Source organism: Mycobacterium ostraviense (assembly GCF_002705925.1).
In the GTDB taxonomy this organism is placed as follows: Bacteria; Actinomycetota; Actinomycetes; order Mycobacteriales; family Mycobacteriaceae; genus Mycobacterium; species Mycobacterium ostraviense.
Window position 1 is genome coordinate 104,415 of the sequence record NZ_NKRE01000001.1, and the last position, 22,661, is coordinate 127,075.

At 66.2% G+C, this 22,661-nt stretch carries 16 protein-coding genes and 3 pseudogenes; 8 read left to right on the forward strand and 11 right to left on the reverse strand.

The features are described from left to right. Nucleotides 1–367 precede the first annotated feature (367 nt). The 4 genes and pseudogenes from CDN38_RS00450 to CDN38_RS00465 all read left to right on the forward strand — a co-directional run. Nucleotides 368–858, forward strand: a pseudogene (locus tag CDN38_RS00450) (PPE family protein); the annotation flags it as partial. A 134-nt stretch (nucleotides 859–992) separates the two neighbouring features. Next, nucleotides 993–1,337, forward strand: a complete 345-nt coding sequence (locus tag CDN38_RS00455) for a hypothetical protein (protein ID WP_075512733.1) — start codon at nucleotides 993–995, stop codon at nucleotides 1,335–1,337. Nucleotides 1,338–1,415: 78 nt separating this feature from the next. Continuing rightward, the gene (locus CDN38_RS00460; RefSeq protein WP_075512734.1) at nucleotides 1,416–2,570 is read left to right on the forward strand and encodes a PPE family protein; all 1,155 of its coding nucleotides are present in this window, start codon (nucleotides 1,416–1,418) and stop codon (nucleotides 2,568–2,570) included. 51 nt (nucleotides 2,571–2,621) lie between these two features. After that, a pseudogene (locus tag CDN38_RS00465) lies at nucleotides 2,622–3,965 on the forward strand (amino acid permease); the annotation flags it as partial. Between the two features lie 48 nt (nucleotides 3,966–4,013). On the opposite strand, the gene CDN38_RS00470 reads toward CDN38_RS00465, so the two are convergent. Genes CDN38_RS00470 through CDN38_RS00495 form a run of 6 tightly spaced genes read right to left on the reverse strand, consistent with a single transcriptional unit; the run spans nucleotide 4,014 to nucleotide 10,851 of the window. Next, nucleotides 4,014–5,402: an alkaline phosphatase family protein gene (locus CDN38_RS00470; protein WP_075512735.1), complete on the reverse strand. Its 1,389-nt coding sequence runs from the start codon at nucleotides 5,400–5,402 to the stop codon at nucleotides 4,014–4,016. Continuing rightward, on the reverse strand, nucleotides 5,399–6,517 hold the full coding sequence (eboE, locus tag CDN38_RS00475) for a metabolite traffic protein EboE (RefSeq protein ID WP_075512736.1): 1,119 nt from the start codon (nucleotides 6,515–6,517) through the stop codon (nucleotides 5,399–5,401). The genes CDN38_RS00470 and eboE overlap by 4 nt, the downstream gene beginning before the upstream one ends. After that, nucleotides 6,517–7,365 carry a TatD family hydrolase gene (locus tag CDN38_RS00480; RefSeq protein ID WP_075512737.1) on the reverse strand — a complete coding sequence of 283 codons (849 nt, stop codon included), beginning with the start codon at nucleotides 7,363–7,365 and terminating at the stop codon, nucleotides 6,517–6,519. The genes eboE and CDN38_RS00480 overlap by 1 nt, the downstream gene beginning before the upstream one ends. Then, the gene (locus CDN38_RS00485; protein WP_099318721.1) at nucleotides 7,362–8,783 is read right to left on the reverse strand and encodes a TIM barrel protein; all 1,422 of its coding nucleotides are present in this window, start codon (nucleotides 8,781–8,783) and stop codon (nucleotides 7,362–7,364) included. The genes CDN38_RS00480 and CDN38_RS00485 overlap by 4 nt, the downstream gene beginning before the upstream one ends. After that, nucleotides 8,783–9,667 (reverse strand): SCO3242 family prenyltransferase, encoded by an 885-nt coding sequence (locus CDN38_RS00490; protein ID WP_233428405.1) that lies wholly within the window; start codon nucleotides 9,665–9,667, stop codon nucleotides 8,783–8,785. The genes CDN38_RS00485 and CDN38_RS00490 overlap by 1 nt, the downstream gene beginning before the upstream one ends. Next, the gene (locus CDN38_RS00495; RefSeq protein ID WP_075512739.1) at nucleotides 9,625–10,851 is read right to left on the reverse strand and encodes an inositol-3-phosphate synthase; all 1,227 of its coding nucleotides are present in this window, start codon (nucleotides 10,849–10,851) and stop codon (nucleotides 9,625–9,627) included. The genes CDN38_RS00490 and CDN38_RS00495 overlap by 43 nt, the downstream gene beginning before the upstream one ends. 133 nt (nucleotides 10,852–10,984) lie before the next feature. Here CDN38_RS00495 and CDN38_RS00500 point away from each other — a divergent pair, with 133 nt between their 5' ends. The 4 genes and pseudogenes from CDN38_RS00500 to CDN38_RS30205 form a co-directional block, all read left to right on the forward strand. Further along, nucleotides 10,985–11,737, forward strand: a complete 753-nt coding sequence (locus tag CDN38_RS00500) for an O-methyltransferase (RefSeq protein WP_075512742.1) — start codon at nucleotides 10,985–10,987, stop codon at nucleotides 11,735–11,737. 154 nt (nucleotides 11,738–11,891) lie between these two features. Continuing rightward, nucleotides 11,892–13,295 (forward strand): IS4 family transposase, encoded by a 1,404-nt coding sequence (locus CDN38_RS00505; protein WP_075512740.1) that lies wholly within the window; start codon nucleotides 11,892–11,894, stop codon nucleotides 13,293–13,295. A gap of 134 nt (nucleotides 13,296–13,429) precedes the next feature. Continuing rightward, entirely contained in the window at nucleotides 13,430–16,663 is a 3,234-nt protein-coding gene (locus tag CDN38_RS00510; RefSeq protein ID WP_099318722.1) for a DEAD/DEAH box helicase, read from the forward strand. 184 nt (nucleotides 16,664–16,847) lie between these two features. Continuing rightward, a pseudogene (locus CDN38_RS30205) lies at nucleotides 16,848–16,916 on the forward strand (hypothetical protein); the annotation flags it as partial. 22 nt (nucleotides 16,917–16,938) lie between these two features. On the opposite strand, the gene xerD reads toward CDN38_RS30205, so the two are convergent. From xerD to steA, 5 genes are all read right to left on the reverse strand, one after another. Continuing rightward, nucleotides 16,939–17,880 carry a site-specific tyrosine recombinase XerD gene (xerD, locus tag CDN38_RS00525; RefSeq protein ID WP_099318723.1) on the reverse strand — a complete coding sequence of 314 codons (942 nt, stop codon included), beginning with the start codon at nucleotides 17,878–17,880 and terminating at the stop codon, nucleotides 16,939–16,941. Next, nucleotides 17,877–18,500, reverse strand: coding sequence for an NUDIX domain-containing protein (locus CDN38_RS00530; RefSeq protein WP_075509042.1), 624 nt, complete (start codon nucleotides 18,498–18,500; stop codon nucleotides 17,877–17,879). The genes xerD and CDN38_RS00530 overlap by 4 nt, the downstream gene beginning before the upstream one ends. Beyond that, on the reverse strand, nucleotides 18,493–20,265 hold the full coding sequence (gene pyrG / locus CDN38_RS00535) for a CTP synthase (RefSeq protein WP_075509041.1): 1,773 nt from the start codon (nucleotides 20,263–20,265) through the stop codon (nucleotides 18,493–18,495). The genes CDN38_RS00530 and pyrG overlap by 8 nt, the downstream gene beginning before the upstream one ends. Nucleotides 20,266–20,413: 148 nt before the next feature. Continuing rightward, nucleotides 20,414–21,367: a copper transporter gene (locus CDN38_RS00540; RefSeq protein WP_075509040.1), complete on the reverse strand. Its 954-nt coding sequence runs from the start codon at nucleotides 21,365–21,367 to the stop codon at nucleotides 20,414–20,416. Nucleotides 21,368–21,389: 22 nt separating this feature from the next. Beyond that, entirely contained in the window at nucleotides 21,390–22,571 is a 1,182-nt protein-coding gene (steA, locus tag CDN38_RS00545) for a putative cytokinetic ring protein SteA (protein WP_075509039.1), read from the reverse strand. Nucleotides 22,572–22,661 lie beyond the last annotated feature (90 nt).

Sequence of the window (22,661 nt, forward strand, 5' to 3'; positions counted from 1 at the left end):
GCCGGAACCGACACCCGGGCCAGACATTAGACGAGCGATGATTTTACCTTCGTTAAAATAACTACTCCTACCGGGGGGTTTAACAAATCGGTAATTTCAGTTCGGCCTCCGCGCCGCAGGGACGGCGGATACAAACTAATGCACTGATTGCCGACATCTTGCCGACATCGATGTCGCGACCGGCCGCGTCAGTCCCCAGCGCAAGGTGGTACCGATGACCGTCAATTCCTCTGCCAACGACGTTGATTGGTCTCGTCACGTCGCTTCCCCACGCTCAGCCCGGGTCGGCGGCGGGCCATCGGCCATCGCGATCGGCCGGTAGGCCTTGCCCGGCGTACACATTTCCCCTGCTGCCGGGAGTCGCCTCATGGCCGGCAGCATCGGCCCCGGCCTGCTGTCCGACTTCGCGGCGTTGCCGCCCGAGATCAATTCCGGGCGGATGTACAGCGGCCCCGGATCGGGGCCCCTGATGGCCGCCGCGGCGGCGTGGGACCGCCTGGCGGATGACCTGGAGACTGCCGCGGCTTCCTACGGTTCGCTGATCCTTGAGCTGACCGGCCTGCAGTGGCGCGGTCCGGCAGCCGATGCGATGGTGGCTTCCGTTCTGCCATTTGTCAGTTGGCTGAATACCACGGCGGCACTTGCCGAGCAGGCCGCAATGCAGGCGCCAACAGGGCTTTATTGATGGCACTCGTCGCGACCAATTGGTTCGGGCAAAACACCCCGGTGATCGCGCCCGCCGAAGCCCACTACGCCGACATGTGGGTACAAGACGCCACCGCCATGCACGAATACGCCGCCGCTGCGGCGCTCGCCTCGGTATTGACGCCGTTCACGACGCCACCGAAGGTCACCAACCTCTATCCGGCGTCGATTCCGTGGGACACCCTGCTCAAGTACTGGGCGACGGTTCTGGACGCCTTGGCCATCTCCGAGGCGTTCATTACGACGGCGGCGGCCTGACCCTCAATGGCCTGCCGTTCGCCGGAGCGATGTTGTGGTCCAACGCCGAAGTGCCGGCCACCGCGGCCGAGGTGGCGGCCGGCGTGCCCGGCGCCGCCGCGGCGTGGGGCTTGTCGCAAGTGGGCGCCGGGCCGGTGGCGATCAGTGCGGGTCTGGCCGTCAAGGTCGGGCCGATGTCGGTGCCACCGGGGTGGAGCCCGCTGCCCTCGGCCGCAGACGCCAAGGTGGCGACGATAATCGGCTCGTGGCGTCCGGGGCCGCCGTCCGGGCCGGTGAATGGTCGGGCCTGCTGCCGGGCGTATCACCTGCACGGTCGAGAGCGGCTGAGGCCGGCGGAAACTTCGGCCGCCGATATGGATCACGGATCCGGGTGACGTGTCGCCCACCCAACGCCGGATAACCGGTTTGGTGATCGACGTGGCGAGCCGCCACAAGGTAAGGAGCTCATAGCGATGGATTTCGGGGCGCTGCCACCGGAGGTCAACTCCGGACGCTTGTATGCCGGACCGGGATCAGCCCCGCTGGTTGCGGCGGCGTCGGCCTGGAGCGGGCTGGCTTCCGAGCTGAGTTTGGCCGCCGACGGCTACGAGCGGGTGGTGACGACGCTGCATGCCGAAGAATGGCTGGGGCCGGCGTCGACGCTGATGATCGAGGCGGTCGCACCGTACCTGGGATGGATGCGAACCGCCGCCGCGCAGGCCGAGCAGACCGCAAATCAGGCGCGGGCAGCCGCGGCCGCCTTCGAGACGGCGTTTGCCGCCGTGGTGCCCCCACCGCTGATCGCGGCCAATCGCGCTCAGCTGGCATCGCTCATCGCGAAAAACGTGTATGGACAATACGGCGCCGCCATCGCGGCCCTGGAAGCTCAATACGCCGAGATGTGGGCGCAGGACGCCAGGGCGATGTACAGCTATGCGGGTTCCTCGGCGAGCGCGGCGCAGCTGACCCCGTACGCTCCGCCGCCGCACATCACCAGCCCCGCCGCGGCCGCCCAAGCCGTCGCGACCTCGGCCGGGGCAGCGCAGAACACGTTGTCGGGCCTCATTTCCGAGCTGCCGAGCATGCTGCTGGGACTCGCATCGCCCATCTCGTCGGTCCTGACCGCCGCGGGTGTGACCTCGAATCCGGGATGGCTGCAGTGGCTCATCGACTGGTATATGCCGATATCACAGTTCATCTACAACACCGTGGGTCTGCCCTATTTCGCCATTGGTATCGGTAACAGCCTGATCACGTCGTGGCGGGCGCTGGGCTGGATCGGCCCGGAGGCCGCGAACGCGGCCGCGGAAGTGGGCTCAGCTGCGGCAGGGGCCGCCGCGCCGGCGGCTCTCGGCGGCGCCGGACCGATCGCGGCCGGTATGGGCAATGCCTCCGCGCTCGGCAAGTTATCGGTGCCTCCCAGCTGGTCTGCCAATCCCGGCCCGGGTACGGTCGTCAGACCCGACGCTGCACCCTTAGCCAGCGACATCGTCAACCCGCCGGAGGTCGGTGCGCCGGGAAGCCTGCTGGGCGGAATGCCACTGGCCGGCGCCGGCGCTGCCGCGGGCGCGGGCCCCAAGTATGGGTTTCGGGTCACCGTGATGTCCCGGCCGCCATTTGCGGGGTGACCGCCGCTGCTGTGGTGCACAATTCAATCCACCCCGTGATGAGGACCCGACATGCCGCACCTGCAGCGCAGGCTTTCCAACCGTCACATCCAGTTGATCGCGATCGGGGGTGCGATCGGCACCGGCCTGTTCATGGGGTCCGGACGCACGATCTCCCTTGCCGGCCCCGCCGTGCTGGTGGTGTACGCAATCATCGGGTTCTTCGTGTTTTTCGTCCTGCGGGCGATGGGTGAATTGCTGCTGTCGAACCTGAACTACAAGTCGTTCGTCGATTTCACGGCCGATCTGTTGGGGCCCGCCGCGGCGTTTTATCTGGGGTGGTCGTACTGGTTCGCGTGGGTCGTCACCGGCATCGCAGACCTCGTCGCGATCACCGGCTACGCCCGGTTCTGGTGGCCCGCCTCGCCGGTGTGGTTACCGGCTCTGATCACCGTCGGCCTCATCCTGACGGTCAACTTGTTCAGCGTCGGCCATTTCGGAGAGATGGAATTCTGGCTGGCGTTGATCAAGGTCGTGGCGATACTGAGCCTCATCCTCTTGGGCGCATTCCTGGTGGTGACCAACTTCGTCTCCCCGCAAGGTGATCGGGCGACGATCGAAAACCTTTGGAACGACGGCGGTTTGTTCCCCCGGGGCTTCATGGGCTTGGCCAGTGGCTTCCAGATCGCGTTCTTCGCCTACATCGGTGTGGAACTCGTCGGCACCGCCGCCGGCGAAACGGCAAACCCGAGCCGCACCATTCCCCGCGCGATCAATGCCGTTCCGGTGCGGGTGGCGATCTTCTACGTCGGTGCGCTGCTGGCAATCCTGGCTGTTGTGCCCTGGCGGCGCTTCGCCAGCGGCCAATCCCCGTTCGTGACAATGTTCTCGCTGGCGGGTCTGGCCGCGGCGGCATCAGTGGTCAACTTCGTGGTGACCACCGCGGCCGCCTCCTCGGCGAACTCCGGGGTGTTTTCCACCGGCCGGATGCTGTTCGGCCTGGCCGACGAGGGCAGTGCGCCGGCAGTGTTCCAACGGCTCAACCGCGGGGGCGTGCCCGCGTCGGCCATCGTGTTCACGGCTCCGCTGCTGCTGACCTCCATCCCGCTGCTCTACGCGGGCGGTTCGGTGATCGGCGCCTTTACGCTGATCACCACCGTCGCGTCGCTGCTCTTCATGTTCGTGTGGACGACGATTGTCGTCAGCTACCTCGTGTACCGTCGCCGGCACCCACAGCGTCACGCCGGCTCCATCTACAAGATGCCCGGCGGTGTCAGCATGTGTTGGGCGGTGCTGGCCTTCTTTGCCTTCGTGATCTGGACCCTCACCACCAAGACGGAAACCGCAGTCGCGTTGGCGTTGGTCCCCCTGTGGTTCGTGATCCTCACCGGGGGTTGGCTCATGGTCCGGCGGCGAGCCGTGAGCATGCACGGCATCGCCGACGGCTCGATCAGCGGCGAACGCTCAGTCTTGCCGTGAGCCGTGAGCGTCGAGAACCACGTCACGCACCGCGGTGACCGGCATGGGCACAGCCTGGTCAGGCAACAGGTCTGGTGACGAGGCGATGATCAGCGGCGTGTCCTCGTCGCCGTCCGGCAGCCTGCCGTGGGTGCCGCCGACATGCTTGCCGTTGAGAGCGATGACCCCCATGGTGTATCGCAGGCCCAGCGCCTTCTTGGCCAGTGCCGCGACGGCTTTGGCCTTGACGGTCCGATCATCGGGGTTCATCAGCAACTCGGCCGGGTCATATCCCGGCTTGCGATGAATGTCCACACACGGCGCGAACTCCGGAGCCCGCGCGTCGTCGAGCCAGTAGTAGTAGGTGAACCAGGCGCCCGGTTCGGCGATCGCCACCAGCTCACCTGCCCGCGGATGATCAATGGCCAAGCGCTGCTGCGCGTTTCGGTTCATGACCTGGTCCACCCCGTCGACCGCTTCGAGTAGGGCCGCCACCCGGGCGATATCGGACTCGTCGCGCACGTAGATATGGGCGGCCTGATGGTCGGCGACGGCGAACGCCCGAGATGTCCACGGGTCCAAGTACTCCCGGCCCTGCTGAGTGTAGACATTCAGATACCCTTCCCGCCGGAGTTGACGGTTAATATCCACCGGACGGTCAGCCGGTGCGATCCCGTACTCGGAGACGACGATGGTCGTCATGTCGCGCTCGGCCGCCGCCGCCAGCAAAGGGGCCAGCGCCGCGTCGACGTCGGCGGCGGCGGTGGTGGCCTGCGGTGACCCGGGACCGTAGCGCTGAAAGTCGTAGTCCAGGTGCGGGATATACGCGGTGAGCAGGGTGGGCGAATAACGTTGCAGGATCTCTATCGACGCGTCCACCAGCCAGCGCGACGACGTGATGTCGGCCGTCGGGCCCCAGTATTGGAACAGCGGGAACACGCCCAGCTTGTCGGTCAGGATGTCGTGCAGATCCGACGGCACGACGTAGCAGTCCGGCGATTTGCGTCCGTCTTGGTGATACACCGGCCGCGGCGTGACGATCACGTCGTTGCTCGCGTTCATCGCATACCACCAGCCGACGTTCGCCGAGGTGTACCCATCGAAGCGCCCGGCAGCGGTCTCCCAAACCTTCTCCCCCGCAACCAGCTTGTTACTCTGCCGCCACAGCAGCACCTCGCCCAGATCGCGGAAATACCAGCCGTTGCTGACGATTCCGTGCTGGTTGGGCATTAGGCCGGTGACCATCGACGACTGCACCGAGCAGGTGACCGCCGGGAACACCGGCGCCAGTTGCCGCATCGCGCCCTGGGCGGCAAGCGCGGCAAGATTCGGCATGTGCCGCAGCAGCGGTTGGGTGAGCCCGACGACGTTGACCAGTAGAACTCGTCGGGTCATGCCGCGTCCTGTTCGCACAAAAGATCTTTCAGCCAACGGATTTCGGCCGCGATGTCATCGGCCAGACCGCCCATCCGCAGCGACGACGGCAGGACCTCCCACGTGTAGGTTTCGATTTCAATGTCGACGGGCTCGGGTAGCGCCCCCGCCCCCAGCATCGCCATCACGTCGGCCAGCACGTGCGACGTGTTGCTCAACGGTGCCGGCGGAGCCAGGTGCAACGGGACGTGATAGTGCACGCGGGCGCTGCCGGATCGGGGTGTCGACGGGTCCGCGAAGGAAAAGTCGTCGCGGAACCACTGGCGACCGTCGGCGTCGACGCCGTTGACCTGATGCAGATACGGGGAGCCCGCGAACTCGGCGAAGGCTTCGGCCACCCCGTCGGCGGCCAGGTCGTCGATCGCAATTGCGTTGGAGGCCTGGATCTTCACCATGTCGATTCCGATGTCAGCCAGGCCGGCCACCACTTCGGCCGGGTTCTCACCCATCACGGCCAGGTGGCAGGCGTCCAGACACAAACCTATGTAGCGGGTATCGACGTTGCCGCGGCCGAACCAACCGATGGCGTCGCGGCATGATCCGATGACGCAGCCGGGCTCGGGCTCGATGGCCATCCTGATCCGATGCCCGGACTCCTGTTCGATGCGCCGCAGAGCGTCGCTGAGCGCGGCCAGCGTCTGCCGGGCCTTGACATCAGCCGCGTCGTCCCATGGGTCGCTCCAGCCCAGCGGCAGCGTCGAGATGGTGCCGTGTTCGGTGCCGGCCAGCAGGTCACTGAGCACCTCGGCGCAGTGCCGGGTGTATTCCAGCCGGTCCGGTGTTGTCCAATCCGGGTGGTATACTTTATGTTTCACCGAGTCGCCGTGAAAGACCCCGTAGGGGAAAGCGTTCATGGTCACCACGGCAAGCCCGTTGTCGGCCAGAATCGCGGCCAGCCGGCTGCGCGCCGCTCGATCAGCGGCCAACCGGGCCATGGTGGCGGCCGGCAACCACAACCCGACGCCGAGGCGTTCCAGGCCGGCGCGCTGCCGAGCCGGCGCGAACACCGACAGCAGTTGGTGCTCCAGCGCCAGCAGACTGTCGGCAGCGACGACATTGCTGCAGTAGGACAGCATCAGCGCTTTTCTCCGCGGTTGATGGTGTTGCCGGCAAAGGCCGCCTGCTCTTCGCTCAACAGGCGAAGTCGCCCGCTTTGGCCGTAGAACTCGACCGGGTTGCGCCACATCACCCGGTCGACGTCGTCTTCGCTGAACGAGGCCGCCAGCATCGCCTTCGCGGTCTTGACGGTCTTGAGCGGATCGGATCGTCCCCAATCGGCAGCCGAGTTGACGATGATCCGTTCGAGGCCGAAACGCTGCATCAACACGACCATCCGCGCTTCGTCCATCTTGGTGTCCGGATAGATGGAGAAGCCCATCCAGCATCCGCTGTCTCGGGCGGGCTCGATGGTCACCTCGTTGAGGTGGTCCAGCAGCACCATTCCCGGATCGATTCCGACGCGCTTCACCAGTTCGATGCTGGCCAGCGTGCCCCCGAGCTTGTCCCGGTGCGGGGTGTGCACCAGCGCGGGAAGCCCATATTCGGCGGCCATCTCCAATTGCGTTTGGAACACCGAGGTTTCCTCCGGTGTCATGGAGTCGTAGCCGATCTCACCGACGGCGACCACACCGCTCTTCGACAGATACCGCGGCACCTGCTCCAGCACCGCCCGGCAGCGGCTGTCGTTGGCCTCCTTGGGATTCAGCGCAATCGTACAGTTGTGGGCGATACCGAACTGGGATGCGCGGTAACGCTCCCAACCGATGAGGCTGTCGAAGTAGTCGATGAACGATCCTGCGCTGGTGCGGGGCTGGCCCATCCAGAAGGCCGGTTCGACGATGGCACGCACACCTGCGGCATACATCGCCTGGTAATCGTCGGTGGTCCGTGACGTCATGTGAATGTGCGGGTCGAATATCCTCACTCCGGCACCTCCGTCATCGTGGCGGTCAGCTGCTGCAGCATCCGCACGTCGGCCGACACCGGGCGCCCGGCCGCAGTGCGTTCGCTGATGTAATCGGTTGCCATCCGGCTTAATTCCGCATCAGCGCGGATACTAAGGCCATATACGGCGCTCAACGGCACGTCCATGAAAATCAGCTTCATCACCCCATGGCGCCAGGTGTGCTGGGCCAGAAAACGGCCACCGAATCCGCCGAGCGCCGCGCCGACCAGCCGCGGATCGTTGCACCGCAACGCATCCTCGGCCAGCGTCACGCCGGCCGCTGTGGTAACCGGTCCCAGGTTGCCGTCCAGCGCCGCCGTCTCCAGGCCGCGCAGCACCGCCAGACGTTCGTCGCTGTCCCCCCACTGGTACAACTTTTCGACGAGCGGACCCGCTGTGTCGTCAGGAATTTCGGCCACCAGCATCGCCAGCAGGTGCACTCGGGCCATCAGCGGCGCATCACCGGAAACCTGGGACATCCAGCGCTCAGCCTTGGGGAAGATTTCCAGGATCTTGTCCGGGCCGCTACGGATCTCGGCCGCAGCATCGGTTATCCACGAGCGTGCCGCGATCGGCAACCTGGCGCGATTGATTGCGGACATGCTGCGCCGCAGCACATTCGGCGCGTCGTGGGAATGACGTGGCAACTCGACCGAGGCGACACCGGCGAAGCCGCTGCCCTGCAGGGCATCCATCACCGCCCCGAGATCGAGGTCGCCATGGCCGAACTCGAGGTGTTCGTGTCTGAGCGGTGTCATGTCGTCGAGGTGGACGTTGACCAGCTTGTCGCCCAGGTCGGCGATCGCCGCCCGCACACCGCCGGGCTCCGTCATCACGCAGTGACCGACGTCGAGCGTGATGCCCAGCCGCGGCGGATCACCCAATGCCCGGCACACCTCGCGGGCTTGTGCCACCGTCTCCACGACCATCCCGGGTTCAGGCTCGAATCCGAGCGTGACCGCCTTGCGGTCCGCATAGTCGACCAGCTGCGCCAGCCTGCTGACCAGCAACTCCCGGGTGATGTCGGGGTCGCCGTAGTCGACGGCATAGCCTGACCACAGCGACACGCAGGTGGCCTCGAGATCGGCGGCGATATCGATTGCCCGCCTCAGGAATTCGACGCGGGGTTCGGCAGCGATATCGACCAGCGCGGGTTTGTGCTTGACCCGTGGATCCAGCAGATAACGCGCTCCCGTTTCGATCGCCACCTGCAATCCGTGGGTGTCCAGCAGCGCGCGCAACGCGCCGAGCTGCGCACCGAGATCGGAGTCGAACGGTCGAACATGCGGGTAGCCGATGGTCAGCGCGACGGCCGTATACCCCTGATCGGCGATCAACGCGAGCGCGTCGGCAAGCTGGTGATCGGTCAAGCCATTCGTGTTGTAGCCAACGTGCATCAGGTCACCTCAGTGGGTTGGGGCGCGGAAACTTTGAGCCGCAAGCCAATTGCCAACCCACACAACGCCAGCATGGTGCGCGGCGCCCGGGCGGCCAACATGGCCTGGACCGCGATCGTCGACGCGATGCCACTGCGCACCGCACTGCGAAGGACCTCGGCGGTCGGTTGCTGCCAGGCCTTCCACAAACCGGGGCCAAACGACCACGTGTACACGGCCGCAGCCGGTGCGGCGCGAACCCCCGGCGTGCTCACCATCGCCGAGCCGGCCACCGCTGCCGCCATACCGCCGACAATCGCCGGCAATCTCGGTTCGGAACCCGTGACCTCACTGCGGGACAGCACCGTGATTGCCGTGGTGTGCCAGCCGATCACCGACGCCGGAACCAGTGCACGCCGATAATTCGGGCCGGCGCCGAGCATCACGTCGAGGAACCGGCAGCCCGCCATCACCAACGGCCCCGCGGCGGTGTCCTTGGCAACCAGGTCATAAGCCGCGACGCACAACGTAATTCGGCCCGCGGCGGCTAGGCCGTGGCGGCCGCTGACCGCCGTTGCGGTCGCCAGCCCCGCCCCGGCCAGGCCGGCTGCGAACGACAGCGCCGTGCCGGCCGACACCTCACCCGACGGGATCGGCCGCTCGGGGCGTTCGACGGCGTCGCGCTCGCGGTCGGCCCAGTCGTTGAGCACCATGCCGCTCCAATACAGCAGCGCCGACGCCAGCGGTAGCGCGAGCCGGCGGCCGGTCAGCGGATACCCCGCCCAAATGGCGCCTACCGCAGTGTCACCCAGCACGGTGAGCGCAGCAGGTGTCCGCATCAGGTCCAGGTACGCCTTGACCTTCACTGCCCGGCCGAAACCGGCGTCGCAAAAGACTTGGCCCACTGCACCAGCGCCTCGTATTGCGCCGCAAGTGAATGCGTCGACGAGCCCCACGGTTCTTTGAAGAAAAAGCCGAGCTGCCCGACGACACCGTGGGCACCGCGCATTCGGGCCATCGCGAGCAGGCGCGCCACGTCGAGAACCAAGGGCGCGGCCAATGCGGAATCCGGTGCGGACCAGATGGTTTGCAGGGTGATCTGACCGCCGAGAAATCCGGTGGCGTGGATGTGGTCCCACGCAACCTTGGTTTCCCCGAGGTCGGGCACATAGTCGATATGCAATGGAGCACTGACGCCACCACCGAGCATCTGCTGGATGCCACGCTGCTTGCTGGCGAGCTTGGACTTCACCGCGACCGGGTCGGCGAGCGTGGCGCCGTCGCCGCCGCCCAACAGATTCGTTCCCGCCCAGGAATGTACGGTCATCGCCCGGCTGGCGAACATGGGCGCCAGCACGGTGCGCAGCAAAGTCTGGCCGGTCTTGGCGTCCTGGCCGGCGTAGAGAATGTCGGCATCGTCGGCCAAGCTACGCAACGCGGGAACCGCCATGCTGGGCGACGGGGTGAAGCAGGAGTAGGCCGCGCCATTGCGGATCGCCGCCAGGGCGGTCAGCGCGCTCGCCGGCAGCACCATGCGGTCCTTTTCGCACAGCGCGGCCCTCAACAGCTCAGGATCGTGGTACTCGGGGCGGTCCGGCACCGGCGGCTGCGTCGATGCCACGTCGATGGCCACGAAAACGTCAAGTGCGTTGCGCGAGATGAACGAGCCCATCGCGTCGCTGAGCCGGTCGATCAGTTCGGCTTGGGTGCTGGCACCGACGGTGGACGGATCCGGCGTGGCCACGCAGGAGGGGCCGACGATCTCATCTTCGGTGGCTACCAGGCGATCTGACACCGCCGCGACCACTCGGTGCGGCAGCAGTCCCGCCTCGACCAGAGCCTCGGCGCGCTTGACTAGCGGGGCGGTCGAAAGGTCGCGTCCGGCCACCACGAAATCGGCATATTTCGGCAATGGGACGCCGGCGAAGTCCGCAGTCGCCGTCACGCAGCCGGTTTCGGGGATCAGCCCGGCGCTGAGCGCATACAGACCCACGATCGACGTGGTCGCCACCGACCCCCGCGCACCACTGAGCCACAGGCCGCAGCGCGGGCCCGCGGCCACCCGGGATGTGGTGTCGTAGGGGTCCATCGCGCCGTCCTCGATTGCCCAACGTGGTGAAAATTTGGTGTATGCAGCGGGTAAATCTGGTTTTTCTAAGCAGAGGATGCTAACACCGCGCATTGGTCTCGGCTGGTCAATGGCTGTACGTATGCTGGCAACAATGAGCTTCAGAGCGCGCATTGCCCCGTTGCGGTGGTCGGTCTGGCGCATGGCGCCCGGAATCCGCAACATCACCCGAACGGGTCAGATCGGTGACGGTCGCGAAGCAGCCGCCGTCGACTACGTACTCCGGCACGCCCGTGCCGGCGACATCGACGACGTGCTGTCCACCATCGACAAGTTCGCCTACGAAAAGTCGATGCTGATCAACATCGGTGACGAGAAGGGGCTGATACTCGACGCCGCGGTGCGGCGCGCCAGCCCGGCGCTGGCACTCGAGTTGGGCACCTACTGTGGCTACGGCGCGCTGCGAATCGCCCGGGCGGCGCCGACGGCCCGGGTGTACTCGGTCGAGCTGGCCGAAGCCAACGCCGCCAATGCCCGCCAGATCTGGGCTCATGCCGGCGTCGCCGACCGGGTGACCTGTGTGGTCGGCACCATCGGCGACGGCGGCCGCACCCTGGACGCGCTGGCAAGTGCACACGGATTCGCTTCTGGCACTCTGGACTTCGTGTTCATCGACCACGACAAGAAGGTCTACCTGGACGACCTGCAGAGCATCCTGGCCCGGGACTGGCTGCATCCGGGCTCGATCGTGGTAGCCGACAATGTCAAGGTGCCGGGCGCGCCGAAGTACCGCGCCTACATGCGGCGTGAGCAGGGCAGGCTGTGGAACACCGTAGAGCACAAGGCCCACCTGGAATACCAGACGCTGATAGCCGACCTGGTGCTGGAATCGGAGTACCTGGGTTAGTCGCAATGCCCGGTAGTTAAGGGATCGGCTCGGCGGTCAAGGTGACACGCGGGACATGTGTGATGAATGTTGTGTGTGTTGCCCGTGATATAGGTGCGACTCCTGGTAGAAGAACGGTCGACCAAAACCCAAGTTCTGCCACCGAGGAGTCGCGGTGTCGAATTCTGTCACGACAGCGCCGCCGGATGCATCTGGCAGCGCGGTGTTCGCGCCCGGTCATCTGGGCGAGCTGACCGGGCAGATCCCGGTCGAGCTGGTCGATGCGGTGCTGGCCGAGACCAAGATCACCCAGCGGCGGCTGCGTGTGCTGCCGTCGCGGGTGGGGGTGTACTTCGTGCTGGCCTGTTGCCTGTTCCCCGCGTTGGGCTACCACAAGGTGTGGGCCAAACTCACCGCCACCCTGCGCGGTCGAAAGACGCCGTCGGAGAAATCCTTTCGCGATCTGCGTCGCCGGATCGGAGCCGTGCCGATGCGGGCGTTGTTCGAGGTGCTGGCCGGCCCGGTCGCCGCGCCGCACACCCCCGGGGTGCGGTTTGGCCGCTATCGCACCGTGGCCTTCGACGGGTGCGTGTCATTGAAGGTTCCCGACACCGTGCGCAACCGGTGCTGGCTGGGCAAGCTCAAGGCCTCGCTCGGGGTCACCGGCTACCCGGTGATCAGGTTGATGACCGTGGTCGAGACCGGCACCCGCGCGCTGCTGGGCGCGGTGTTCGAGTCGCCGGCCACCGGTGAAATCGAGTACGCGCGCAGGCTGTTGGGACTGCTGGGCGCCGACATGCTGGTGCTGGCCGACCGCGGGTTTGACGCCGAGGCTTTCCTGACCGAGCTGGCTGGCACCGGCGCGCAGTTCTTGGTCCGGCTGCGCAACAACCGCCAGCTCGCGGTGCTGGCCCGCCTCGATGACGGCTCGCACCTGTCGCGCATCGGCGCGCTCACGGTGCGCATCATCACCGCCGAGGTCACCGTCACCTGCGCCGACGGCACCCGCTACAGCGCCACCTACCGGCTGGCCACCACCCTGGGCGACGCGCGCCGCCACCCCGCGCGCCAGCTCATCGCCCTCTATCACGAACGCTGGGAACACGAGATCGCCTACCTGGCGCTGCGGCACACCCTCGCCGACGGGCGCGTCCTGCGCTCGACCGACCCGACCGGACTCGAACAGGAACTGTGGGCGCTGCTGACCGTCTACCAGGCACTGCGGCGGGCCATCGTCACCGCCATCGAATCCCGCCCCGGCATCGATCCGGACCGGGCCAGCTTCACCACCGCGCTCGAAACCGCCAAAGACCTGCTGATCAACGCCGCCCGCACGACCGATCCCGACGATCTCGTCGGCCGCATCGGCCAAGCCGTCCTTGCCGATCTCCTCCCGCCGCGCCGACCGCGCACCAGCGTCCGCAAGGTCAAATCCCCACTATCGCGCTACAACAAGAAAGACCCCCACCGGCCCGAACCCAGCACCCCGATCACCAACATCACCGCCACCATCGCCGACCCCAAACCGAAATACACGACACACGAGCCGAAATCATTGACAACAGCCCTCGGGCCTTAACTACCCGGCATTGGGGTTAGTCGCCGTGACGCCCGGGTCGTCACACCCGAATCCTGAGCCTCACCTGCACCATTTTGCGTCTAGCGCAGGCGTGGCTCCGGGGTTCTGTCGGACCGGGTCGTTACGGTGCGGGCATGCAATCGCTGATGTATCCCTCGATCGACCTCGACGACGCCGAATCGCATCTGGGCACAGACACGTATCGGCGCGGCCTGGACTACGCGCGCGAAGGCCGCGTCATGCGGTGTTCATGGAACCCGAACGACGACAGTCTGGTCGGCAGCGTTCGCGGTAACCGGGGCCGCACCTACACCGCCACCGCGCAACTGTCGATGGATTACGCCGACTCCTGGAACCTCGAGGTCGGGTTGTGCACCTGCCCCATGCAAGTGGACTGCAAACATGTGGCCGCAATCCTCATCGCGGCCAGCGGGACCACCAAGACACGGTCGCAACGCGCGCCCGTATCGTCCGCTCCAGCGGCATGGCGCAAGTCACTGGACTCGTTATTCCCCGCATCTTCGCCTGGCAGCGTCGTCGGCACGCCACTGGCTATCGAGCTGAACCTGTCGCCGAGCGGCTTGGACGCGCGGGTGGTGCGCCCGGGTAAGCGCGGTGGCTGGGTCGCCGCCGACCTGAGCTGGAGCCGCTTGCCCGCGCTGCGGCACTACGGTTATCCCGAGGCCCACATTCACGTGCTGCAAGAGTTGTATGCCGCCTACCGTGCGGGGACGCCGAATCCGACTGGCTACCACAGCTATTCATATACCCCGTATGGGGACGTGAAGACGATCTCGCTGCTGAAGTTCGAGTCACCCCAGTTATGGCCGCTGCTGGACGAGGTGCGCCGAGTCGGCGTGCGGTTGGTGCAGGCGCAGGACCGCCACGACCTGCTGCCGCATGCCACGGCCCGCCTATCTCTCGACGTCACCGCCGACCCGTCGGGCAACCTCACGGTCATGCCCTTGGTTGAAGTCGACGGAGCGGCCGCACGGGCCGTCGCGTTCATCGGTTCCTCGGGCCATGGTGTTGTCTGTACCGATGGCGGGTTGCGGCTGGCGCGGCTGGACCAGCCGGTCTCGGTGACGTTGCAGCGGATGGCGCTTGGCGATCAGATCCTGACCATCCCTGCGGATGAGGCGGCGCAGTTCGCAGCCGAGTACTACCCGAAGCTGCGGCGCATCGCGGCCATCACATCGTCGGACACCTCGTTCACGCCGCCGGCGATCACCGGGCCGACGTTAGTGCTGCGCGCCGACTACCGGGATGGGCACGAGACGGACGTGACATTGAAGTGGGCATATCGGGTGGGCGACAGCGATTTCCACATCAGTGTCGATACCTCCGGCGATGCCGGCTACCGCAACCTGGACGCGGAAAATGGGTTAGCGCGGGGCATTGACGCCCCGCTGGAGCGGTTCGGGCTGCGCGCCGCCGACGGCACGCTCATCGCCCGCACGCGGTTGTCCGGCCTGGACACCATGCGGTTCGCCACCGAACTCCAGCCACTGCTGACCGGGCTGCCCGAGGTGGTGCTGGAGATGACCGGCGACCCGGTCGACTATCGGGAGGCGGGCGGTTCCCTGGTCATCGGAGTAACCACGGACGTGGCTCCCGGTGAGACGGACTGGTTCGACCTCGGCATCACGATCAGCGTTGAGGGCAAACAGATTCCGTTCGTCACCGTGTTCACTGCCCTGGCGTCCGGACAGTCGCACCTCCTACTTGCCGACGGCGCCTACTTCGCGCTGGACAAGCCGGAGCTGGTGAAGCTGCGTCGGCTGATCGAAGAGGCCCGCGCGCTCACCGATGCTGAAGAGGGCCCACCCCGGATCAGCCGGTTCCAGGTCGGGTTATTCGACGAACTCGCGGAGCTGGGCGTGGTCACCCGGCAGGCCGAAGACTGGCGGCGACAGGTCCATGGACTGCGCGCGCTGCACGGTGTGGAACCAGTGGCGGTGCCGAGCGGCCTGCACGCCGATCTGCGGCCCTATCAGGCCGACGGGTTCTCGTGGCTGGCGACACTCCACGCCCACGGGCTGGGCGGGATCCTCGCCGACGACATGGGCCTCGGCAAGACGGTCCAGTCGCTTGCATTGATCTGCCATGTCCAGCAAGAGGATCCAAGTCCGGCCCCGTTTTTGGTGGTGGCGCCCTCGAGTGTGGTTGCGAACTGGGCCGCAGAGGCCGCGCGGTTCGCTCCAGAACTGTCGGTGGTTGCGATCAGCGATACCCTGCGCCGTGCCGGCAGCGACCTTGACGAGCTGGTTGCGTCCGCCAACGTCGTCGTTACCTCGTATACCTTGTTCCGCCTCGACTTCGACGCCTACGCCGCCCAAACCTGGTCCGGCTTAATTCTGGACGAAGCCCAGTACGTGAAGAACCGGCACGCCAAGACCTACCAGTATGCGCGCCGGTTACCTGCCCCTATCAAGGTGGCAATCACGGGTACGCCGATGGAAAACAACGTGATGGAGCTGTGGTCGCTGCTATCCATCACTGCCCCGGGATTGTTTCCCAGCCCGACCAAGTTCGCCGACTACTACGCAAAACCCATCGAGAAGACCGGCGACCCTGAGTTGCTGGCTCTGTTTCGCCGACGGATCAAACCGCTCGTCAAGCGTCGTACCAAGGAGCTTGTGGCCGCCGAGCTGCCCGCCAAGCAAGAGCAATTCCTCGATATCGAGCTGCCGCCCAGACACCGCTCGCTCTACGACAAGCGGCTGCAACGCGAACGCCAGAAGGTGCTCGGCCTTCTCGATGACATGCAACGCAACCGATTCACGATCCTGAAATCCCTAACCGTGCTGCGGCAGATGGCTCTGCATCCCGGGCTTGTCGACGCGGCGCATAACACGCTGGCCTGCGCGAAGATTGATGCACTCGCCGAGCACCTGCGCGATGTCGCCGACGGCGGCCACCGCGCGCTGGTCTTCAGTCAATTCACCCGCTTTCTTGGCCGGGTGCGGGATCGCCTCGATTCCGAGGGCATCGAATACTGCTACCTTGATGGGCGAACCCGCAACCGTCCCAAGGTGATTCAGCAGTTCAAGGAAGGGGCTGCGCCGGTTTTCCTGATCAGTCTCAAGGCCGGCGGCTTCGGGTTGAACCTCACCGAGGCCGACTACTGCTTCCTGCTCGACCCGTGGTGGAATCCGGCCACCGAAACCCAGGCCATCGACCGCGCACACCGCATCGGCCAGAACCGCAATGTCATGGTGTACCGGCTCATTGCCCGCGACACCATCGAGGACAAGGTCATCGCGCTCAATGCGCGCAAAGCCAAGCTCTTTGCCAGCGTGATCGATGACGGCAACGCCTTCGGCTCCGCGCTGACCGCCGACGACATCCGCGGCCTACTCGCTTGAGGCCTGGGAACGTTCGGTTATCCACAGCGTGACTGCGAGCGCGGAGCTTGTCGGTCGGGTGCGCCATGATCGAATGTATGTGGCCTGTTGACCGGCATTCAGGATGAGCATGATGGCGGCGTTGGTGGTGAGGATGTGCGGCTATGAAATGACCCCGCCGGCGGGTGTCCGGCGGGGTCGGTGGCACTTGCTCGAGGGCGGCGCCGACGTCCGGGTGGTGCAGGAATTGCTGGGCCACGCCTCGGTGACGACGAACCCCCACCCCGCTAACGTCGTTAGTTTGCCCGGGGATGCGCTCCGGCCCACACCTCCCGCAACGCATGAACGGTCACCAACGTGTAGATCTGGGTCGTCGTCACCGAGGCGTGGCCCAGCAATTCCTGCACCACCCGGACGTCGGCGCCGCCCTCGAGCAAGTGGGTGGCAAACGAATGCCGCAGCATGTGCGGCGACACACCCGAGGTGATGCCGGCACGCTCGGCGGCATCCTGCAGCACCTGCCATGCGCTTTGCCGTGACAATCTGCCACCACGGGCGTTGAGAAAGATGGCCGCCGTGCCGCGGCCCCGGCGGGCCAAATCAGGACGCCCGCGCACCACGTAGGCGTCCAGCGCGTGCACGGCCGGACGGCCCACCGGCACCAGCCGCTGCTTACCGCCCTTGCCGCGCAACAACACCGACCTGGCCTGGGTGTCGATGTCGTCGACGTCGAGGCCCACGGCTTCGGAGATGCGCGACCCGGTGGAATACAGCAGCTCCAACAGTGCCCGGTTGCGCAGGGTCAACGGGCCGTCGGCCGGGTTGTCGCCGCCGGCCCCGTCCAGCAGGGCCAGCACCTGGTCGACCGTAAGGCTCTTGGGCAGCCGCCGGCCCGGTGTCGGCGGGCGCACCGCGCGCGCCACGTCCAGGTCCGCCAGGCCTTCGGCGGCGGCGAACCGATGCAGCCCGCGCACCGCGATCAGCGCCCGGGCCGCCGACACCGCGGACAGCGCCGACGCCCCGGATTCGGGATCGCCGCGCCGCAGTGCCACCAGAAAGTCGCTGACGTCGTCCTCGCCGACGCCGGCCAGGTCGGTGATTCCCCGGTCTTCGAGGTGCTTGGTGTAGCGGCGCAGGTCGCGCCGGTACGAGCTCAACGTGTTGGGCGCCACGCCCCGTTCGATCGCCAGATGGTCAAGATAGCCCTGCAGTTGTGTGTCCAGGGTCAGCGTCGTCACCGCGCGGTCTTTCGCGCCATGAAGGCCGTCGGCTTGTCGATCCAAGGGCTGTCCACCGGACGCGGCTGGGCCACCCCGCCGATGACCGCGTGGGCGGCCAAAATACCGGCCACCGCAATGGCATTGACGATTTCGCCGCTGAACACCTTCCGCGCGGCCTCCTCGAGGGGAAACCACTGCACCGTCATGTCGGCCTCTTCGTGGTGCGCCTCGGGTTGCTCCACCTCGCTGAGGCCGGTGGCCAGATAGACCCGCACCGATTCGTCGCTGAAGCCCGGCGTGGAGTCGAGGTCGACGAGCACCTGCCAGGTAGCGGCCTGCAAACCGGCCTCCTCCTGCAGCTCGCGGGCGGCGGTGAGATGCGCCGGCTCCCCCGACGCGTCCAGCAATCCGGCCGGCAGCTCCCACAGCCGCCGGCCGAACGGGTGGCGGTACTGATAGACCAACGGGATGTTGCCGTCGTCGTCGACCGCGACGACACCGACGGCACCGTAATGCTCGACGACCTCTCGGACGGCGATGGTGTCACCCGGCATTCGCACCCGGTCCCGGCGCAGCGCGAAAATCGCTCCGGTATGCAAGATTTCGGACGATATCGTCTCGAAGTCGTGCTCAGCCACGAGTCGCGGGCTCAGGTAGTGGCTGCGCGACGCCGTCTCGATGCTCGTTTCGCCGCTCGTTTCCGTTCGACACGGGCTCGGCCATCTCGGGGATGTCGACGGGCAGCAGTTCGCCTCCCTTGTAGTCGATGGCCGCTCGGACGAATGCGACGAACAGCGGATGCGGGCGGGTGGGCCGGCTCTTCAACTCGGGGTGAGCCTGGGTGCCGACCAGGAACGGGTGCTGGTCACGCGGGTACTCGACGAACTCGACCAACCGGCCGTCGGGTGAGGTCCCGGAAAACCGCAGGCCGCTTCGGGCGATCTGATCCCGGTAGGCATTGTTGACCTCGTAGCGGTGCCGATGCCGCTCGGACACCTTCGTCGATTGATATGCCTGCGCCACAATCGAATCCGTCTCCAGCACCGCGGGGTAGGCACCCAGGCGCATGGTGCCGCCCAGATCCGCCTCGCCGGCCACGATGCGCTGCTGGTCGGCCATCGTGGAGATGACCGGATCGGGGGTGTCCGGTTCGAATTCGGCCGAATTGGCCTGGCTCAGACCGACCGAGCGGGCGGCCTCGATCACGATGCACTGCAGGCCCAGACACAGTCCCAGCACCGGCAGGCCCCTAGCCCGGGCATACGAGATGGCAGCGATCTTGCCCTCGATGCCGCGGATGCCGAACCCGCCTGGGATCAGCACCCCGTGGACATCGCCCAGCGCCGCCGCAACACCGCCGTCGGTCTGGCAATCGTCGGAACCCACCCAGAGGATCTCGACCTTGGCCCGGTGCTTGAACCCGCCGGCGCGCAACGCCTCGATCACCGACAGGTACGCGTCGGACAGCTCAACGTACTTGCCCACCAAGGCGATTCGGACTGATTCGTGCGGTTCGTGCACTCTGCGCAACAAGTCGTCCCATTCGGTCCAGTCGACGTCGCGGAAAGGCAGGTTGAGTCGGCGGACCACGAACGCGTCCAGTTCCTCGCGGTGCAATACCTTGGGGATGTCGTAGATCGAGGGCGCGTCCGGAGTGGAGATCACGCCGTCGATGTCGACGTCACACATCAGGGCGATCTTGTTCTTCAGCGCTTCGGGGACGTTGCGGTCGCTGCGCAGGATCAGCGCGTCCGGGGTGATACCGATGCTGCGCAGTGCGGCCACCGAGTGCTGCGTCGGCTTGGTCTTGAGCTCACCCGACGGGGCCAGGTAGGGCACCAGCGACACGTGCAGAAAGAAGACATTCTCCCGGCCCAGATCGTGGCGCACCTGGCGCGCCGCCTCCAGAAAGGGCTGTGACTCGATATCGCCCACGGTGCCGCCGATTTCGGTGATGACGACATCGGGGCGGTGTCCGTCCGGGTTGGGTTGGGCCATCGCCATGATGCGACGTTTGATCTCGTCGGTGATATGCGGGATCACCTGGACGGTGTCACCGAGGTATTCGCCACGGCGCTCTTTGGCGATCACCGTCGAATATACTTGTCCGGTCGTCACATTCGCCGAGCCGGACAAGTCGCGGTCAAGGAATCGCTCGTAGTGGCCGACGTCGAGGTCGGTCTCGGCGCCGTCCTCGGTGACAAAAACCTCGCCATGCTGGAACGGGTTCATGGTGCCCGGGTCGACGTTGAGGTACGGATCGAGCTTCTGCATCGTGACCTGCAACCCGCGCGCGGTTAGCAGCTGGCCGAGGCTACTTGCCGTCAATCCCTTGCCGAGGGAGGATGCGACCCCGCCGCTGACGAAGAGGTGCTTGGTGACAGTTTGCGGATGCTTGCGCAACTGGGCGACCTCCGTGAAGACGGGCAGGGCTTGCTGTTCTAGCCTTACCTGGCTGGGCCTGCCGACCCACGGAATCCCACCCTAACACCCGCGGCGCCGGCTCGCGGCGAACACGCCCGACCGGTCGTAGCCGGTGACTATCGGGGACCTATTGAGGAACCGTCACCGAGGTGGCCCCGTGACCGGTGCCGTAGTGGGCCGGGTGACCGCCATTGATCAGGTCGTGCAGGGCCAGGATCGCTGTGATGCGGCCGGGCGCGAGATCAACGTCGTCGACGGTGCTGATGGTAGCGGCCATGCCGGCATCGGCGCGGGTAACGGCGACTGCGGCGCTGCCGGTCGACGAGCCATCCCGGCCGGCGAGCACCGTACCGGAACCATGCGGGGCCAGCGCAGCGGCGAACCGCGCCACACTGGCCCCCTGGTTGCCGGCGTCTGCGGGCAGGCCCCCGCCGGTGATGACGATGGCGGCGTTTGCCACGTCGAAGTGATCCGCGGGCTGATAGGTGATGAAGCCGGTCTCGCGCAGCGCGGCCAGCACGGTGCCCCGCTGGGCGTCGTCGACGGGCGGGGCCGGCGGGTTGGTCGGGTTGACAGGGCTCAGCGTGGCAATTCCCAGCAGGTCACCGGCCTGCGAACCCTGGTCGACGAGCTTGGTGCTCAACTGCGTACCGGCGGGCAGGATCGACGAATTCACCACCGACCGCAGCTTTTCCGCCGAGTTGGCTTCGACGAACTCCTGGGTCAACGACACCGTTCCGGTGACCGAACCTCCGGCCTGCCCGACGATTTTCGACACCATGGCGACGTCGTCGTCTTTGGCATCAGGGGTCCGAAAGATTACCACCGCCTTGCCGGCCAACGCGTCGTGCACAATCCGCCCGAGCACCTGGTTGTCGAAAGTATTTGCTGCGCTGAGCTTTTCGTTGAGCGCGTTGCGCTGGTCGTTGAGTCCGCTGATCTGGGCGGCCAGGTCCCGCTTCTCGTTACGCAGGCTGGACAGCAGCGTATCGGAGAAGAAGCCCGAACCGAGCACGACTCCGATCGCCAGCGCAAGGAAGACGGCGGCCAGCGAAATCGCATGTTGGCGTAACGAGATCATGAAGGCACCGTCCTCGAAGGGGTCAGGTCACCAGGTTCTGCACCCAGAGGGAGAAGCGGTTCCAGTAGTCGATGATCCAGTGCAGCACCACACCATCGGTGCGTGACACCCACAAGACGACGATGATGGCGATCAGCATCGTCAACGCCAACAGCGCAATCGCTCCAGCCGAAATGTGGTTGCGGTACAACGTCGCGACCGCCTTGGCGTCCACCAGCTTCTCCCCCACCCGCAGCCTGGTGAGGAAGGTCGACGGGTTGCTTTGCGCCCGCGTCCGGTCGAAGAAGGTCTCGATGTTGGCGGTGTGGCCGGCGGTGACCAGCAGCGCGGCGCCGTGGTGATCGGCCAGCAGCAACGCCAGGTCGATCGCCGAGCCGGCGGCCGGGAACGTCATCGCCCCGACACCGAGATCCTGGATGCGCTCCAGCCCGGGCGCGTGGCCGTCAGCGTCGGCGGGCAACACCACCTGGGCGCCGCACTTGAGCACCTCGGTGCTGATCTGGTCGGGGTCGCCGACGATCAGCTGCGGGCGGTACCCGGCCTTGCGCAACACGTCCGCGCCGGTCCCGACACCCACCAGCACCGGCTGGTATTCCTTGATGAACGGTTTGAGGGCTTTCACGTCGTCGGCGGCCCTTGGCTCTTCACCGACGATCACCACGTGCCGGCGGCGCATGTCGACGTCGATGTCGGGGATGCCGATTCCGTCGATCAACAGCGGGCTTTCGCTCTTGATGAACTCAATCGTGTTGCCGGCGAACGCCTCCAGGTGTGCGGCCAGCCCGCTCTTGGCCTCCCGCATCAGGTCGGCGATGTCGTGGTCGCTGCGCTCGGTACCGCGAACCAGCCGGCGGTCGCCGGAATACACGCCGCCTTCGTACAAGCGAATCTTCGAGCCGTCTTTGACCTTCTTGAAGATCTCCGGCCCGGTCTCGTCGATCAGGGTGACGCCGTTGTTGACCAGCACCTCTGGCCCCAGGTTCGGGTAGCGGCCGGAAACCGACGGCGATGCATTGACGACGGCGGCGACGTCAGCTTCCACCAGTGCATCCGCGGTGATGCGGTCCAGATCCAAGATGTCGAGGACCACGATGTCACCAGGACAGACCCTGCGCAGCAGGCGGTCGATGTTCCGGTCGACGCGGGCAGTGCCGACCAGGCCCGGCCGGGCAGTGTTACGAGACAGCAACGCGGACATCTTCATGGGGGCGATTCTGTCGGGGAAGCACGGCCGGAGCCGGGAGGCGCGCCGTAACATCAGCCCCATAAGTTATATGGAGTCACAACTGTCACA